15 protein-coding genes are annotated in these 16648 nt (G+C 63.5%); 8 read left to right on the top strand and 7 right to left on the bottom strand.

Going from position 1 to position 16648, the window contains the following annotated elements; translation table 11 throughout:
• Positions 1 to 97: 97 nt before the first annotated feature.
• The 5 genes from CKW32_RS06330 to pedF all read right to left on the bottom strand — a co-directional run bounded on the left by CKW32_RS06330 (position 98) and on the right by pedF (position 5026).
• A complete protein-coding gene (locus CKW32_RS06330) occupies positions 98 to 1873 on the bottom strand; it encodes a PQQ-dependent methanol/ethanol family dehydrogenase (RefSeq protein ID WP_095184368.1) in 1776 nt (591 codons plus the stop codon).
• A gap of 107 nt (positions 1874 to 1980) precedes the next feature.
• Positions 1981 to 2910 (bottom strand): quinoprotein relay system zinc metallohydrolase 1, encoded by a 930-nt coding sequence (locus CKW32_RS06325; protein ID WP_032889965.1) that lies wholly within the window; start codon positions 2908 to 2910, stop codon positions 1981 to 1983.
• Positions 2911 to 2926: 16 nt separating this feature from the next.
• Positions 2927 to 3676 (bottom strand): quinoprotein dehydrogenase-associated SoxYZ-like carrier, encoded by a 750-nt coding sequence (locus CKW32_RS06320; RefSeq protein WP_092490238.1) that lies wholly within the window; start codon positions 3674 to 3676, stop codon positions 2927 to 2929.
• A 9-nt stretch (positions 3677 to 3685) separates the two neighbouring features.
• Entirely contained in the window at positions 3686 to 4561 is an 876-nt protein-coding gene (locus tag CKW32_RS06315) for an ABC transporter substrate-binding protein (protein WP_032889969.1), read from the bottom strand.
• Between the two features lie 3 nt (positions 4562 to 4564).
• Positions 4565 to 5026 (bottom strand): cytochrome c-550 PedF, encoded by a 462-nt coding sequence (pedF, locus tag CKW32_RS06310; RefSeq protein WP_032889971.1) that lies wholly within the window; start codon positions 5024 to 5026, stop codon positions 4565 to 4567.
• 255 nt (positions 5027 to 5281) lie between these two features.
• Between pedF and exaA the strand changes: the two genes are divergently transcribed.
• Both exaA and CKW32_RS06300 read left to right on the top strand, forming a co-directional pair.
• Positions 5282 to 7174, top strand: a complete 1893-nt coding sequence (gene exaA, locus CKW32_RS06305; RefSeq protein ID WP_032889973.1) for a quinoprotein ethanol dehydrogenase — start codon at positions 5282 to 5284, stop codon at positions 7172 to 7174.
• 1270 nt (positions 7175 to 8444) lie between these two features.
• A complete protein-coding gene (locus CKW32_RS06300) occupies positions 8445 to 9092 on the top strand; it encodes a pentapeptide repeat-containing protein (protein ID WP_095184367.1) in 648 nt (215 codons plus the stop codon).
• Positions 9093 to 9232: 140 nt separating this feature from the next.
• Here the strand turns inward: CKW32_RS06300 and CKW32_RS06295 are convergent, their stop codons facing one another.
• Positions 9233 to 9859, bottom strand: a complete 627-nt coding sequence (locus tag CKW32_RS06295; protein ID WP_032889977.1) for a response regulator transcription factor — start codon at positions 9857 to 9859, stop codon at positions 9233 to 9235.
• Positions 9856 to 11118, bottom strand: coding sequence for a histidine kinase (locus CKW32_RS06290; protein WP_095184366.1), 1263 nt, complete (start codon positions 11116 to 11118; stop codon positions 9856 to 9858). Before CKW32_RS06290 ends, CKW32_RS06295 begins: the two co-directional genes overlap by 4 nt.
• A gap of 152 nt (positions 11119 to 11270) precedes the next feature.
• On the opposite strand from CKW32_RS06290, the gene CKW32_RS06285 reads away from it, so the two are divergent.
• The 6 genes from CKW32_RS06285 to CKW32_RS06260 all read left to right on the top strand — a co-directional run bounded on the left by CKW32_RS06285 (position 11271) and on the right by CKW32_RS06260 (position 16304).
• Positions 11271 to 12452, top strand: coding sequence for an ABC transporter substrate-binding protein (locus tag CKW32_RS06285; RefSeq protein WP_095184365.1), 1182 nt, complete (start codon positions 11271 to 11273; stop codon positions 12450 to 12452).
• Positions 12453 to 12482: 30 nt separating this feature from the next.
• Complete coding sequence (locus CKW32_RS06280) at positions 12483 to 13442, top strand: YVTN family beta-propeller repeat protein (protein ID WP_032889983.1); 960 nt, start codon at positions 12483 to 12485, stop codon at positions 13440 to 13442.
• Entirely contained in the window at positions 13439 to 14179 is a 741-nt protein-coding gene (locus CKW32_RS06275) for an ABC transporter ATP-binding protein (protein WP_095184364.1), read from the top strand. The genes CKW32_RS06280 and CKW32_RS06275 overlap by 4 nt, the downstream gene beginning before the upstream one ends.
• Positions 14176 to 14967 (top strand): ABC transporter permease, encoded by a 792-nt coding sequence (locus tag CKW32_RS06270; RefSeq protein WP_095184363.1) that lies wholly within the window; start codon positions 14176 to 14178, stop codon positions 14965 to 14967. Before CKW32_RS06275 ends, CKW32_RS06270 begins: the two co-directional genes overlap by 4 nt.
• A gap of 107 nt (positions 14968 to 15074) precedes the next feature.
• Positions 15075 to 15623 (top strand): PQQ-dependent catabolism-associated CXXCW motif protein, encoded by a 549-nt coding sequence (locus CKW32_RS06265; RefSeq protein WP_095184362.1) that lies wholly within the window; start codon positions 15075 to 15077, stop codon positions 15621 to 15623.
• Between the two features lie 15 nt (positions 15624 to 15638).
• Positions 15639 to 16304, top strand: coding sequence for a response regulator transcription factor (locus tag CKW32_RS06260; RefSeq protein ID WP_032889994.1), 666 nt, complete (start codon positions 15639 to 15641; stop codon positions 16302 to 16304).
• The last annotated feature ends 344 nt before the right edge of the window (positions 16305 to 16648 follow it).

Genomic DNA, 16648 nt, shown 5'->3' with positions numbered 1-16648 from the left:
GCCTGTCGGTCAACAGGCGATGACCCGATAGTAAAGAGCCCCCGTTGCCGGGCGAATGCGCCGTTGGCAGGGGGGCACTTGTCATTTGGTCGTAGATTCAGTGTTTGGCGACCAGCTCTTTGGGCAGCTTGAAGGTCCAGAGCATGCCGCCCTGGTTGAAGTCCTTGATGCGCTTGGCCACCTCACCGCCCCACAACGGCACCGCGCCGCCCCAGCCGGAGAGCACCGAGACGTACTGTTCGCCGTCCATTTCCCAGGTCACAGGCGAACCGAGCACGCCGGAGCCGGTCTGGAATTCCCAGACCTTCTCGCCAGTCTTGGCGTTGAATGCTTGCAGGAAACCTTCCGGCGTACCGGTGAACACCAGGTTGCCCTTGGTGGTCAGCACCCCGCCCCACAGCGGCGCGAAGTTCTTGTGGCGCCAGACTTCCTTACCCGTCTTAGGATCGATGGCGCGCAGTACGCCGATATAGTCTTCGTTCAACGGCTTGATAGTGAAGCCCGCGCCGAGGAACGCCGCGCCTTTCTTGTAGGCGATACCTTCGTTCCAGATGTCCATGCCCCACTCGTTGGACGGCACGTAGAACAGCCCGGTGTCACGGTTGTAGGCCATCGGCATCCAGTTCTTCGCACCGAGGAACGCCGGTGCGACAAACACCGAAGTGCCCTTGGTTTCGCTGCCCGGCGCACCTGGGCGGCTGGCTTCGTTGTAGATCGGACGACCGTCCTTATCCAGGCCCGTGGCCCAGGTGATCTTGTCGACAAACGGGAAGCCTCGGATGAACTTGCCGTTGGTGCGATCGAGCACGTAGAAGAAGCCGTTGCGGTCGGCGGTGGCCGCCGCTTTGATTTCCTTGCCACCTTCAGTGTAGTTGAAGGAGACCAGCTCGTTGACGCCGTCATAGTCCCAACCGTCGTGGGGCGTGCTCTGGAAGTGCCACTTGATGGTGCCGTCGTCCGGGTTCAGCGCCAGGCGCGAGGACGAGTAAAGGTTGTCGCCAGGGCGCAGGTGCGAGTTCCACGGCGCCGGGTTGCCGGTGCCGAACAGCAGCAAGTTGGTTTCAGGGTCGTAGTAGCCGCCCAGCCACGGTGCCGCGCCGCCGGTTTTCCACAAATCCCCCGGCCAGGTCTTGCCCGCCTCGCCGCCGGAGATGCCGTTTTCCACAGCCTTGCCGTCTTTGTAGACATAACCCATATGGCCTTCGACCGTCGGGCGGCTCCACAGCAGCTCGCCGTTTTTCGGGTCATAGGCCTGGATCTTGCCCACCACGCCGAATTCGCCACCGGCCACGCCGGTGATCAGCTTGCCGTTGACCACCAGGGGCGCGGCGCTGATCGAGTAGCCTTCCTTGTGATCGGCGACCTGCTTGCTCCACACCACTTTGCCGGTGTCTTTGTTCAGCGCCACCAGCTTGGCGTCGAGGGTGCCGAAGAACACCAGGTCGCCGTACAGCGCCACGCCACGGTTGATCACGTCACAGCACGGGCGGATGTCATCGGGCAGACGCGCATCGTACTGCCAGAGCTTCTTGCCGGTGCGCGCATCCACCGCGAACACCCGCGAGTAGGAACCGGTGAGGTACATCACCCCGTCCTTGATCATCGGCTGCGCCTGTTGCCCACGCTGCTTTTCGCCGCCAAAGGAAAACGCCCAGACCGGGCGCAGTTCCTTGACGTTGTCGACGTTCAGGGTGTCGAGGGGGCTGTAGCGCTGGCCCTGCACACCCAGGCCGTTGGTGACGATCTGCCCGGGGTTTTTCGGGTCCTGGAGGATGTCCTCATCGGTGACCGTGGCCATGGCCTGGCCGGATAACAGGATGGCACCGAGCAACACACTCAAGGCGAAGGGTTGGCGACGTGCGGGTTGGGTCATGACGGCTACCTCTGCGGTTTTTTGTTATACCCGGGAAATTTTCCCGGTCTGGTGCAGATTCTTGGGCGCAGGGGCCATTGTCACAATTGACCGCAGTATCGAGTTTGCTAGTTCCTTAGTAGCGGTTGCATCTGCTCGCGCTCGTAACGCGGGTACAGGTGGCTGACGCTGCGGATCAGTTCATAGCGGCTCAGGCTGATCGCGGCGAAACGTTCGGGGATGGGGCTGCGGATCATCTCGGCCATGTCGTTGCCCTTGGCAGCGCCGTCACGCAGCAGCTGATCGAGCCAGGTCAGGTAGTCGCGCATTTGCGTGAAGGGTTGCGCGTCGCTGGCCACCGGGCCATGGCCGGGCACGATCAGGGTCCAGGGCAAGGCTTGCAGGGTGCCGAGGTCGGCCAGCCACACCGCCAGCCCCGGGCTGTTGGGGGTGGTGAGCGCGCGTTGGTAAAACACCAGGTCGCCGGCGAACAGCACGCCGGTGCTCTGGTCGAAGATCGCCAGGTCGGCGCCGGTGTGGCCGGTGAGCGCGAGCAGGCGCAAGTCGTGACGGCCGACGCTCAGCACACCGGGTTCCAGCACCTGGGTGGGCAACACCACCTCGGTGCCGCGCATCCAGTCGCCGACCATGCGGTAGAGGTTTTCCGCCATGCCGTCGCCCTGCTCATGCAGCAGCCGCGTGGTCTCGGCCAGGGCGCCGATGGGCACGTCCTTGAAGGCCTGGTTGCCCAGCGCATGGTCGGGGTGATGATGGGTAATCAGCACCTGGATCACCGGCTTGGGGGTGACGCGGGCGATGGCCTCGCGCATGGCTTCGCCGTAGCGCCGCGACGGCCCGGTGTCGATCACCACCACGCCGGCCTCGGTGACGATGAAGGCGGTGTTGACGATATTGCCGCCATTGGCCTTGGCAAAATTGTCAGTGCTGCCTTCGAGTAGCCAGGTGTCGTCGGCGATCAGCCGGGGCTTGAGGGCATAGTCGAGATCTGCCAGGGCGGGCAGGCTCAGGCCCAGGCATAGCAATAGAATCCAGCGCATGCCGCGCTCCTTCTGGTCAGGGGATGGCCGCGTCGAACTCATTGCCGCTGTTGTCACGCAGCACCAGTCGGGTGGGCCCCGGCGCGTCGATGTCGAAGGCCAGGTTGGGGTTCTCGCTAACCGCCGGGAACAGCTCAAGATCAGCCAGCACTTGGCCGTCCTGGCCGCGCAGTTGCGCATGGTTGATAAAAAACTCGGGGATGCCGCTGACCATGCCGTTGTCCATCGGGTGCGCAACCTGCACACGCACGCGGCTGAACTCACCACGCGGGTAACGGCCGCCGAGCACTTCGCCGATGTGCTCTTCCCAACCGGGCTGGGTGCGTACCACGCTGGGCGCGGTGCAGCCGCCGCCGGCCGCGTCTATCAGGGTCGAGCCCACATGCCACAGCCCGTCATCGGTGAGCACCGCTGCACGCAACGGTGTGGCCTGTTCGATACGAATGCGCAGCGACAGCCACGGCAGCACGCCGGCCTTGGGCTGGAAGTCGACGATTTTCGGCAATGGGTTGAGCTCGGCCCAGGCGAGGATTTTCACCACATGGCCGTTGAAGGCGCGGGCGTCGATTTCCAGCGGCACCTGGCGCGCATCTTCGGCGAACGGCGGCGCCAGCAGCTTGACTCGATCGTCGAACACGAACGGCGCCTCGGCCAGGAACTGCTTGTGATAGAACGCCCACATCACCGACGGCACCGGGTCGACCTCCACGGCGTGAGCCGCCAGCGGCAGCCAACACGCCAAGATGCAGCTCAGTCGCCAGTTCATCACCTGCTCCTATTGATACATCTCGGGGACTTCGTACTGCAGGCCGTAACGGGCATAGATGGCTTGCACCGCGCCGTCGCGGATCAGGCCTTCCAGCGCCTCTTCCACCGCGTAGGCCAACTGGCGATTGCTCTCGTGCACCGCCATGCCGATCTCCCAGCGTTGCTTGCCCATGTTCGGGTAGGCGTTTTCGGCAAGGGCCAGTTGCGGGTCATGGGCTTCATGCACCTGCCAATCGACTTCGCCGCGCATCGCCATCACCGCATCGACCTCACCGGCTTTCATCGCCGCAAAGGCCTGGGGGACGTCGGGGTAGTGATGGGTCTTGGCGGCGAGCATGCCGTTGAACACCGAGGTGAGGTAGAACGACGGCACGCTGTCGACTTCGACGCCAATCGGGTGCTGCTCGAACACCGCCACGCTGGCGACCGTGTCCAGGCGCCGACGGTCATAGGCCACCTGCCATTGTTCGTTCTGGTACGGCCCGAACATCACCACATGGCCGTTTTCCAGTTCGCCCTGGTCGTTGCGCTTTTGTGCGTAATCGCGATCGTAGGGCGCGCGCATCATCAGGTCGGCCAGTTGCTGGTTGTGCAACTGGCTGCCGCGCCAGATGTAGTCGCGCAGGTCGTCATCGAGCTTCTCGCCGGCCGGCGCCCAGATCAACTTGAGCTTTACCCCCAGCGCCGTGGCCAGGGCCTGGGCCAGTTCCACATCGACCCCCCGCGCGTTGGCGCCGTCTTCGAAACTGTAGGGGGCGAAGTCCTTGTACACCGCCACCTTGATTTCGCCGTCAGCGATCATCTGGTCATAGCTGCGCACCTGCGCCTGTGCCGGCTGGCAACACAGCAGGGCCAGGCCAAGCACATAAGCGAACAGGCGCATGGCTTACTCCTCGACGTGCACGCTGTCCAGGTAGGTGCGCACCGCCCACAAGGCTTCCTGGCTCAGGTAGTCGGCCATTTTGGGCATGTACACGCGGCCGTCACGCACCGCGCCATGGCGCACGCGCTCGACGAACCACTCATCACCGGCTTCGCCCACATCGAGCATGCGCAGGTCGGGGGCGATACCACCGGACTTGGCTTCCAGGCCGTGGCAGGCGGCGCAGTTCTGGTTGTAGGCGGACGAGCCGATTTCCACGGCCCGATCGTGTTCCGGTGAGGTGCGGTACGGATTGACCGCCGCCCAGCCGTCTTCGTTGACCGGCACGCCGGCGTCCTTGATCGAAGTCAGGCCCTTGGTTTCCACCGCTTGCGGGACCACGTTGCCATGGGCCCAAACAGAGCCGGCGCCGAATACACCCACCAACAGGCCAGCCACGAGCCAGGCATTGTGTTTTGTTGTCATTATTTTTGCCCTCAGGATTGCACGCAAAACCTCATTGCAGAGGCTATGGCAACCATCTTAGAAACCCCGGGGCATGGGCCGTATGCTGCTTTGGTGGCCGCCCTCTCCTCCCTTGGTAGTAGGGCTTGTGGGGCACACCTAAAACAGCGGCGGTCCGGGAAGTCTTCCCGGCCACAGCGGGACTTTTTCCGTATCCGCCCGGCGCCCCGGCGTTCCACCCTGTGCAGGCCAAAACCTCCACTGGGAACTGCAACCATGACAATAAGATCGCTACCCGCCCGCTCACCTTTAAGCCTTGCCGTGCAAGCCTTTATGCTGGTGGGCAGCCTGTCCCTCAGTGCTGCAACCTTCGCAGCCGCCGAGCCTGCCAAATCGACACGCAACGTCACCTGGGAAGACATTGCCAACGACCACCTGACCACCAAGGACGTGCTGCAATACGGCATGGGCACCAACGCCCAGCGCTGGAGCCCACTGGCCCAGGTCAACGACAAGAACGTGTTCAAACTCACCCCGGCCTGGTCCTATTCCTTTGGCGACGAGAAACAGCGCGGCCAGGAGTCCCAGGCCATCGTCAGCGACGGCGTGGTGTACGTCACCGGTTCCTACTCCCGCGTGTTCGCCCTGGATGCAAAAACCGGCAAGCGCCTGTGGACCTACAACCACCGCCTGCCCGACAACATTCGCCCGTGCTGTGACGTGGTCAACCGCGGCGCGGCGATCTTCGGCGACAAGATCTACTTCGGCACCCTCGACGCGCGCCTGATCGCCCTCGACAAAAACACCGGCAAAGTGGTGTGGAACAAGAAATTCGGCGACCACGCCGCCGGCTACACCATGACCGGCGCCCCGGTGCTGATCAAAGACAAGGTCAGCGGCAAGGTGCTGCTGATCCACGGCAGCTCCGGCGATGAATTCGGCGTGGTCGGCCAGCTGTTTGCCCGCGACCCCGACACCGGTGAAGAAGTGTGGATGCGCCCGTTCGTGGAAGGCCATATGGGCCGCCTCAACGGCAAGGACAGCACCACCACTGGCGACGTCAAGGCCCCTTCGTGGCCGGATGACCCGACCACCGAAACCGGCAAGGTCGAGGCCTGGAGCCACGGTGGCGGCGCGCCTTGGCAAAGCGCGAGCTTCGATGCCGAGACCAACACCATCATCGTCGGCGCCGGCAATCCTGGCCCGTGGAACACCTGGGCACGCACCGCCAAGGACGGCAACCCCCACGACTTCGACAGCCTCTACACCTCGGGCCAGGTTGGCGTCGACCCGAGCACCGGCGAAGTGAAATGGTTCTACCAGCACACCCCGAACGATGCCTGGGACTTCTCCGGCAACAACGAACTGGTGCTGTTCGACTACAAGGACAAGGACGGCAAAGTGGTCAAGGCCACCGGCCACGCCGACCGCAACGGCTTCTTCTACGTGGTGGACCGCAACAACGGCAAGCTGCAGAACGCCTTCCCGTTTGTCGACAACATCACCTGGGCCAGTCATATCGACCTGAAGACCGGGCGTCCGGTGGAGAACGAAGGCCAGCGTCCGGCCAAGCCATTGCCGGGTGAAACCAAAGGCAAGCCGGTGGAAGTCTCGCCGCCGTTCCTGGGTGGCAAGAACTGGAACCCCATGGCCTACAGCCAGGACACCGGCCTGTTCTACATTCCGGGCAACCAGTGGAAAGAGGAATACTGGACCGAAGAGGTCAACTACAAGAAGGGCTCGGCCTACCTGGGCATGGGTTTCCGCATCAAGCGCATGTATGACGACCACGTCGGCACCCTGCGCGCGATGAACCCGACTACCGGCAAGGTGGTGTGGGAGCACAAGGAAGCCTTGCCACTGTGGGCCGGCGTGTTGGCAACCAAGGGCAACCTGGTGTTTACCGGCACCGGCGACGGTTTCTTCAAGGCCTTCGACGCCAAAACCGGCAAGGAGCTGTGGAAGTTCCAGACCGGCAGCGGCATCGTCTCGCCGCCGATCACTTGGGAACAGGATGGCGAACAGTACATCGGCGTGACCGTCGGCTACGGCGGCGCGGTGCCGTTGTGGGGCGGCGACATGGCCGAGCTGACCAAACCGGTGGCGCAAGGCGGGTCCTTCTGGGTGTTCAAGATTCCGAGCTGGGATAACAAGACCGCGCAAAAATAGCCCCCGCGAGAATGCCGCGCCGCCTTTTGTAGCAAGCGGGTTCCCTTGTGGTGAGCGGGCTTGCCCCGCGCTCCGCTGCGCAGCAGTCGTAGAACCTGAGCGCACGCAGGTGCTGGAGGAATGCCAGGGCCGCTTCGCAGCCCAGCGCGGGGCAAGCCCGCTCACCACAACAATCCCGCTCACCACAGGATCTCCAGAGGTCTCGCAATGAACTACCTGCCCTTGTTACTCCTGTTGTCCCTTACCCCTGGCCCACGCCGACGATGGCGACGACGCCCAGAAGTAACCCATCAGAAAATGCCGGGGCCGCGTTTTTCTGTGGTGAGCGGGCTTGCCCCGCGCTCGGCTGCGCAGCAGTCGTAGAACCTGAGCGCACGCAGGTGCTGGAGGAATGCCAGGGCCGCTTCGCAGCCCAGCGCGGGGCAAGCCCGCTCACCACAACAATTCCGCTCACCACAGTATCTCCAGAGGTCTCGCAATGAACTACCTGCCCTTGCTACTCCTGTTATCCCTACCCCTGGCCCACGCCGACGATGGCGACGACGCCCAGAAGTACCCCATCAGAAAATGCCGGGGCCGCGTTTTTCTGTGGTGAGCGGGCTTGCCCCGCGCTCGGCTGCGCAGCAGTCGTAGAACCTAAGCGCACGCAGGTGCTGGAGGAATGCCAGGGCCGCTTCGCAGCCCAGCGCGGGGCAAGCCCGCTCACCACAACAAGCCCGCTCACCACAGGATCTCCAGAGGTCTCGCAATGAACTACCTGCCCTTGTTACTGCTGTTATCCCTTACCCCTGGCCCACGCCGACGATGGCGACGACGCCCAGAAGTAACCCATCAGAAAATGCCGGGGCCGCGTTTTTCTGTGGTGAGCGGGCTTGCCCCGCGCTCGGCTGCGCAGCAGTCGTAGAACCTGAGCGCACGCAGGTGCTGGAGGAATGCCAGGGCCGCTTCGCAGTCCAGCGCGGGGCAAGCCCGCTCACCACAGTATCTCCAGAGGTCTCGCAATGAACTACCTGCCCTTGTTACTCCTGTTATCCCTTACCCCTGGCCCACGCCGACGATGGCGACGACGCCCAGAAGTAACCCGTCAGAAAATGCCGGGCCGCGTTTTTTGTGGTGAGCGGGCTTGCCCCGCGCTCGGCTGCGAAGCAGTCGTAGAACCTGAGCGCACGCAGGTGCTGGAGGAATGCCAGGGCCGCTTCGCAGCCCAGCGCGGGGCAAGCCCGCTCACCATAACAATTCCGCTCACCACAGTATCTCCAGAGGTCTCGCAATGAACTACCTGCCCTTGCTACTCCTGTTATCCCTACCCCTGGCCCACGCCGACGATGGCGACGACGCCCCGTTGATCGTCAACGGCTGCACCATCGCCGAACACAGCCAATGCCCCGGCGCCAACCTCAAGGGCGCCAACCTTCGAAATCAGAACCTGAGCAAAATGAACCTGGCAGGCGCTGACCTGCGCGATGCAGATCTGCGCCATGCCAACCTCGACCTGGCCAACCTGGAAAAGGCCCAGCTGCAAGGCGCCAACCTGACCCGCGCCAGCCTGCAACAAAGCAACCTGCGCCTGGCGGACTTTAGCGACGCCACGATGATGGCGATCCAGGGTTGGGGCCTGTTCGCCCAAGGCGCCCAGTTCGAAAACGCCAACCTCAGTGCGGCCTACCTGCAATTTGCACGGCTGTCAGGGGCCAAAATGCACAAGGCCAACCTGCGTGCGGCCGACCTGGAGATGACCTGGCTGAGCAAGGCCGACTTGCAAGGTGCTGACCTCAGCGACGCCAATCTGCAGGAAGCGAAGTTCGGCGAGAGCAACCTTGAAAACGCCACGCTGACCGGCAGTCGCCAGCACTATGCAAATTTCCAGGATGCCAATATGGAAGGCTGCCAGGATTGCCCAACGACCTGGGATCGCTGAAACGACGCCATTGAAATGTGGGAGGGGGCTTGCTCCCGATAGCGGTGGGTCAGTGACAGATGAGCTGACTGATACACCGCTATCGGGAGCAAGTCGAATCGTCGCACCGCCCCTCCCACAGTGGGTTTGTGCACACCCAATTATCCAACCACCCGAACCACCCCCATGTCGATTCCCAGGTGCACCAGCTCGGCATGGGAGCTCACCTGCAGTTTGCTCTTGAGCAAGGTCAGGTGATTGGACACGGTCTTGCTGCTGATATTCAGCTGGTCGGCAATCGCTCGGGTGGGCGTGCCTTTGGCCAGCATCAGGAAGATTTCCAGTTCGCGCGGGGTCATGCCCTGCAAGCGTTGATCACTGGGGGTGTAGGCCAGCTCGGTGGCCAGGGCCTGTTCGATATAGGCGTGGCCGTCGAGGATGCGCCGCACGGCTTCAATCAACACCTCGGGCGCCGAGCTTTTGGTCAGGTAACCGGAGGCTCCGGCGTCCAACGCCTGGCGCACCAGCGGCAGCTCGTCGTGCATGCTGAAAAACAGCACGCGCAACTGTGGCAAGCGCTGGCGCAGGCGGCGCGTGGTTTCCAGGCCGCTGATGCCTGGCAGGCCGAAGTCCATAATCACCAGATGCGGCACCGCCTCCTGCACCCGGCTCAGGGCCTCTTCGCCACTGGCCGCTTCGCGTACTTCGACCGCTGGCAGCAGCGCGCGCAGCAGGCTGGCATAGCCTTGGCGCACCACGGCGTGGTCATCCACCAACAGAATATTCATGAGGCCTCCAACGGCATGTTCAACGCCAGCGCCCAACCGCCGCCGGGGTGGCTGATGATCTTTAATTCGCCGCCCAGGCAGCGGGCGCGTTCGGCCATCGAATACAGGCCCACGCCGGGCCGCTGGGGCGTGACTGCACCGCGACCGTTATCACGCACCCACAGGCGCAGACGTGAACCGCGGTGTTGCAGGCGCACGCGCACCTGGCTGGCATCGGCATGCCGCAGGATGTTGGTCAGCGCTTCCTGGAGCAGGCGGTACAGGTGAGTTTTGTTGGCGCCGGACAACGCCGGCAGGTCGGCACTGACCTGCAATTGGCAGGGAATCCCATGGCTGGCCTGCCACTGCGTTACCAGCATCGAGAACGCCTCGCCCATCGGCAAGTGTTGCAACGCCACCGGGTAGAGGTCGTGGACCAGGGCGCGGAAACCTTGCTGCAAGTGCTCGCAATGATCTTCCAGCAGCCCCACCGTACGGGTCAGCACGTGCGGCTGATCGGCGACCAGCCGCAACAGGCAGGCCTGGGCGCGGATGCCGGCCAGGTATTGGCCGAGGTCATCGTGCAGGGTCTGGGCCAGGTGGGTGCGCTCCTGCTCCTGCACCGCCAGCAGGGTCTGGGTGAGCCGGGTGTTATCGGTGCGCGCCTGCTCCAGGGCGTCGGTCATGCGGTTGAAGTGCAGCGCCAGTTGCCGCGCTTCCGGCGCGCCTTCACCGCGCAGCCGCACATTGAGCTGGCCGGCGCACACCTGTTGCAGGGCGCGCAGCAATTCATCGAGCACGCCCATGCCCCGCCGCACGGCCCAGCGGATAGTCAACAGACTCAGGGCCAACGCCAGGGCGCACAGGCCCAACAGTTGTTGCAAGGAATCCCAGACTTCGTCGATTTCATCCCGTGGGTCGACGGCGATGGACACGCGCCGACCGTCCGGCAAGTCCAGCACCTGGGCACTGCGTCGCGCCTCGACGAACAGCAGGCGCCCAAGCCAGGCGTCCAGCCCGTCCGAGGCCGGCGCTTGGGCGGTGTCGCCGCTCGCCAGCCAGTGCACGCGTACATGACGCAAACTCGCGGTGAGGTGGGGTTGCAGGCTGGCCGGGTCGCGCTCGGCGGTTTCGCTCAGGTAGTGCACCACCGCTTCGGCCGATTGCAACTCGCGCTCCACATCGGCCAGGGCCTGGTGCAGCAACAGCGCGGTGCAGGCGCAGGTCACCAGGGCGAAGAAGCCGCAGACCCATAGATTGATGCGCCACAACGCCGACATAGCCAACTCCCGAACAACACACTGAAGCGTCATGCTAAGACCGCTTCACGCGCTGCGAGCTACTACCTTGGTACTGCCCCAGCGCTACTTTCTGCATATTTGCAGCGACCTTAAGGCTTTCTATGCTGGCGCTTCCTGTCATGGAGTGCCTTATGCGCCAGCTCGCCCCTTACGCCGTGATCTATCTGCTGGCGATTGCTTGCGCAGCCGGGGTGGCCACCGCCAGCCAGGCCGCCGAGCCCTTGCAGGTGCAGATCGGCTACTTGGGTTATCGGCCCGATCCGGGCCCGCTGCTGTCGAATGTGATTCCCGAACCTGCCGACGCCGGGCAGCGCGGCGCCGAACTGGCGATCATCGACAGCAACAGCACCGGCGCCTTTCTCAACCAGCGCTACAGCCTGACGACCGCCACGGTTGATACGCCGGACGCCCTGCTCGCCGCCGCCCAAGCCCAGCATGCCCAGGGCCTGCGTTTGTTCGTGGTCAACGCCCCCGCCGCGAGCCTTCGCCAACTCAGCGCCGCGTTGCCTGACAGCCTGCTGTTCAATGCCGGCAGCCCGGATGACAGCCTGCGCAGCACCGACTGCCTGGGCAACGTGCTGCATACGCTGCCCAGCCGGGCGATGCTCGCCGATGCGCTGGCGCAGTTCCTGGTCGTCCGTAAATGGCAGAAAGCGTTGCTGATCGTCGGCCCCACCGAGGATGACCAAGCTTACGCCGCCGCTCTGCGCCGCGCCGCCAAACGCTTCGGCGTGCGTCTGGTGGCGGAGAAAGCCTGGCGCTTCGATAACGACCAACGCCGCAGTGCCCAGGCGGATATGCCGCTGTTCACCCAAACCGCCGAATACGACGTGGTGCTGGTGGCCGACGAGCGCGGCGACTTCGGCGAGTACGTGCCCTACCAGACCTGGTACCCGCGCCCCGTCGCCGGCACCCAGGGCCTGACGCCCACCGGTTGGCACAAGACCGTCGAGACCTACGGCGCCGCCCAACTGCAGAAACGCTTCGAGGCCCTGGCCGGACGTTGGATGAACGACCGCGACTTCGCCGCCTGGATGGCCGTACGCAGCGTCGCCAGCGCGGTGAGCAAGTTGCGTCAGGTCGAGCCCATGGCGATCCGTGATCTGGAAATCAGCGAGCAACTGCCCCTGGATGGCTTCAAGGGCCGCAAGCTCAGTTACCGCGCCTGGAACGGCCAATTGCGCCAACCGATTCCCATCGTGCAACCCCGCGCGTTGGTCAGCACATCGCCCCAGGAAGGCTTCCTGCACCCCACTAACGAAATGGACAGCCTGGGCTATGACAAACCCGAGGTGAACTGCCGCTTCCCTTGATCACCTACCCACAATAATAAGGAATCCGCCATGCGCCGCACCCTGCTCTCATGCGCCCTGCTGCTTGCCGCCGGGCACGCCGTGGCCAGTACCGCCTGGGTCTCCAACGAGAAAGACAACAGCCTGAGCCTGATCGACATGCAGACCCTGCAAGTCACCGACACACTCAAAGTCGGCCAGCGCCCGCGAGGCTTGCTGCTGTCCCATGACAATAAGCTGCTGTACATCTGCGCCAGCGACTCGGACCGCGTGCAGGTGATGGACGTGGCCACGCGCAAGATCATCAAGGAACTGCCCTCCGGCAAAGACCCCGAGCAGTTCGCCCTGCACCCCAATAACCGCTGGCTGTACGTGTCCAACGAAGACGATGCGCTGGTCACCGTGATCGACACCGAGACCTCCAAGGTGCTCGGCCAGATCAACGTCGGCGTCGAACCCGAAGGTATGGCCGTCAGCCCGGACGGCAAGTGGGCGGTGAACACCAGCGAAACCACCAACATGCTGCACTGGATCGACACCAGCACCCAGACCCTGGCCGACAGCACCCTGGTGGACCAGCGCCCGCGCTTCGTCGAGTTCAACCACGATGGCTCGCAGCTGTGGGCCTCGGCGGAAATCGGCGGCACCGTGACCATCCTCGACGTGGCCAGCCGCGCGATCCTCAAGACCCTGACCTTCAAGATCAAGGGCGTGCACCCGGACAAAGTCCAGCCGGTCGGCATCAAGCTCAGCGCCGACGGCAAATACGGTTTTGTCGCCCTCGGCCCGGCCAACCATGTGGCGGTGATTGATGCCAAGACCTTTGAGATTCTCGACTACCTGTTGGTGGGCCGCCGCGTGTGGCAGATGGCATTTACCCCGGACGAGAAACAGTTGCTCGCCACCAACGGCGTGAGCGGTGATGTGTCGGTGATCGACGTGGACAGCCTCAAGGTGGTCAAGTCGGTGAAAGTCGGGCGTTACCCGTGGGGTGTGGTGGTGACGCCATGAACGCCCTGGAGGTGCGCGACGTGAGCTTCGCCTATGGCGCACGGCAGGCCTTGTGCGAGGTGAGTTTCAGCCTGGCGCCAGGGCGTTTTGCGGCATTGCTGGGGCCCAATGGCGCCGGCAAATCCACCTTGATCGCCCTGCTCACGCGGCTGTATGACCTGCAAAGCGGCGACATTCGCGTGGGCGGTCATTCCCTGCGCGATGCGCCGCGCGCCGCCCTTAAGCAATTGGGCGTGGTATTCCAACAAAGCACCCTGGACCTGGACTTGAGCGTTGAGCAGAACCTGCGCTACCACGCCGCGCTGCACGGTTTGTCGCGGCGCCAGACCGACGCACGGGTCGACGCCGAACTGACGCGCCAGGCCCTCACCGAGCGCCGCCGCGAAAAAGTCCGCGAACTCAACGGCGGGCATCGGCGCCGGGTGGAAATCGCCCGCGCCCTGCTGCACGAACCGCGCGTGCTGTTGCTCGACGAAGCCAGCGTCGGCCTCGACCCCGCCAGCCGCCTGGCGCTGAACCAGCACGTGCGCAACCTGTGCGCCGAGCACGGCATCAGCGTGCTGTGGACCACTCACTTGCTCGACGAAGTGCAGGCCAACGATGCACTGATGATTCTGCACCAAGGCCGCCTGGTGGCCAGCGGGCAAGTTGATGAGTTGATCCAGCAACAAGGCGGCGACCTGGGCAGTGTGTTCGCCCGATTGACCCGACCCACTGTGACGGGAGCCGCCGCATGAACGCTTACTGGCAATGCCTGCGCGGCATCGTGCTGCGTGAGTGGCTGCGTTTTGTGTTGCAGCGCACGCGCTTTCTCAGCGCCCTCGTGCGCCCGTTGCTGTGGCTGGTGGTGTTCGCCGCCGGGTTCCGTGCCGCGTTGGGCATCTCGGTGATCGAGCCCTACGACACCTACATCCCCTACGAGGTCTACATCATTCCGGGACTGGCCTGCATGATCCTGCTGTTCAACGGCATGCAGGGCTCGTTGTCGATGGTCTACGACCGCGAGATGGGCAGCATGCGCGTGTTACTGACCAGCCCGTTGCCGCGCACGTTTTTGCTGTGCAGCAAACTGTTGGCCACGGCATTGATCTCGCTGTTGCAGGTATACGGATTCCTGGCGATTGCCTGGGTCTACGGCGTGCAACCGCCAGCCATGGGCCTGTTGACTGCCCTGCCGGCGTTGCTGCTGGTGGCGTTGATGCTCAGTGCATTGGGCCTTCTGCTGTCGAACGCGATTCGCCAATTGGAGAACTTTGCCGGGGTGATGAATTTCGTGATTTTCCCGCTGTTTTTCCTGTCGTCGGCGTTGTACCCGCTGTGGAAGATGCGCGACTCCAGCGAATGGCTGTACTGGCTGTGCGCGGTCAACCCGTTTACCCACGCCGTGGAACTGGTGCGCTTTGCCCTGTATGAACGCTTCGCCGGCCTGGCCCTGGCGGTGTGCCTGGGGTTGACCCTGTTGTTCACGCTGCTGGCGGTGCTGACCTTCAATCCCCAGCATGCCGTACTGCGCAAAAAAGGCTGAAGCCGATAAAACTACTACTTTGGTACTGGTTTTCCTGTCTATCGTCGCATTCCCAAGGGCTCGGGACTCACGTGTAATGCGCGCATAACGATAAGGATCGCCCTGCCATGCTGCACGCCCGACTGCCTATGTTGGCACTGCTGTGCCTGTTCGTCGCCCACGTCCAGGCCGACACCCCACTGTTTTCCGCCGACGGCTACCGCATCAGCCTGTACCGCAGCCCCACGCCCGACCACCTGCCTGGCGCCACGATTGTCGACACCGCGGCCCTGCAAAACCTGCTCGGCCAAAGCCCGGCGCCGGTGCTGATCGATGTGTACCGCCGCCAATGGCTGCAAGGCCGCTTCATCGAAGACCAGCCCCACGCCAACCTGCCCGGCAGCCACTGGCTGGCCAATACCGGCGACGGCGACCTCACGCCGGAGTGGCAAAGCTATTTCGTGCGCCACCTGTATGCCTACAGCGGCGGCGACCTCACGCGACCGTTGGTCTTCTATTGCCGCTCCGATTGCTGGCTGAGTTGGAACGCGGTAAAACGTGCCGCCAACCTCGGCTATACCTCTGTGTACTGGTATCGCGACGGTCTGGATGCCTGGGAGGCGGCGAAGCTGCCGGTGACGGTCGCCCAACCCGAGCCATTTCAAACATCACAATAAGAAAGGTGAACGGCCATGTACAAAATCCTGATTGCCGACGATCACCCACTGTTTCGCGAAGCGATCCATAACGTCATCAGCGACGGCTTTCCCGGCAGCGAAGTGATGGAAACCGCCGACCTGGACAGCGCCCTGGCGCTGACCCAGGAACACGACGACCTCGACCTGATCCTGCTGGACCTGAACATGCCCGGCATGCACGGCCTCAATGGCCTGATCAACCTGCGCAACGAGGCGCCGACCATTCCGGTGGTGATCGTCTCGGCCGAGCAGGACAAGCAGATCGTGCTGCAAGCCATCACCTATGGCGCCGTGGGTTTTATCACCAAGTCCTCGCCACGCCTGCAAATGACCGAGGCGATCCAGCAGATTCTCAACGGCAACGTGTACCTGCCGCCGGACATCATCCGCACCCAGAAGCCCGGCACCCACCGGCGCCTCAACGAAAACCCCGGCTTCGCCCCCGAACTGCTGCAAGCCCTGACACGCAAGCAATTGCTGGTGCTGGAGCGGATGACCAAGGGCGAGTCGAACAAGCAGATCGCCTACACCCTGGAGATTGCCGAAACCACGGTGAAGGCCCACGTGTCGGCGATCCTGCGCAAGTTGAACGTGCACAACCGGGTGCAGGCGATCCTCAGTGCCGGGGATATCGATTTCGGCTCATACCTGCGCCGCTGACCCGCCTGACACAACACCGGTCAAATGTGGGAGGGGGCTTGCTCCCGATAGCGGTGGGTCAGTCGACATCTACTTGGGTGAAACACCGCCATCGGGGGCAAGCCCCCTCCCACATTGGTTCTCCGTTTGTCAGGGACGACCGAGCAGGTGGCTCGTGGCGGTCTTGAGCTTCATTGGCCGTACCAGAGCCGCCAATCCTCCAGACACAACACCGGTCAAATGTGGGAGGGGGCTTGCTCCCGATAGCGGTGGGTCAGTCGGCATCTACTTGACTGAAACACCGCCATCGGGGGCAAGCCCCCTCCCACACTTGATCTACGTTTGTCAGGGACGACCGAGCAGGT

Origin of the sequence: Pseudomonas sp. Irchel 3H9, from assembly GCF_900187495.1 — a bacterium.
Taxonomy (GTDB): Bacteria; Pseudomonadota; Gammaproteobacteria; order Pseudomonadales; family Pseudomonadaceae; genus Aquipseudomonas; species Aquipseudomonas sivasensis.
Note: the sequence above shows the minus strand (reverse complement) of the source record. Positions and strands in the feature narration are given on the sequence as shown.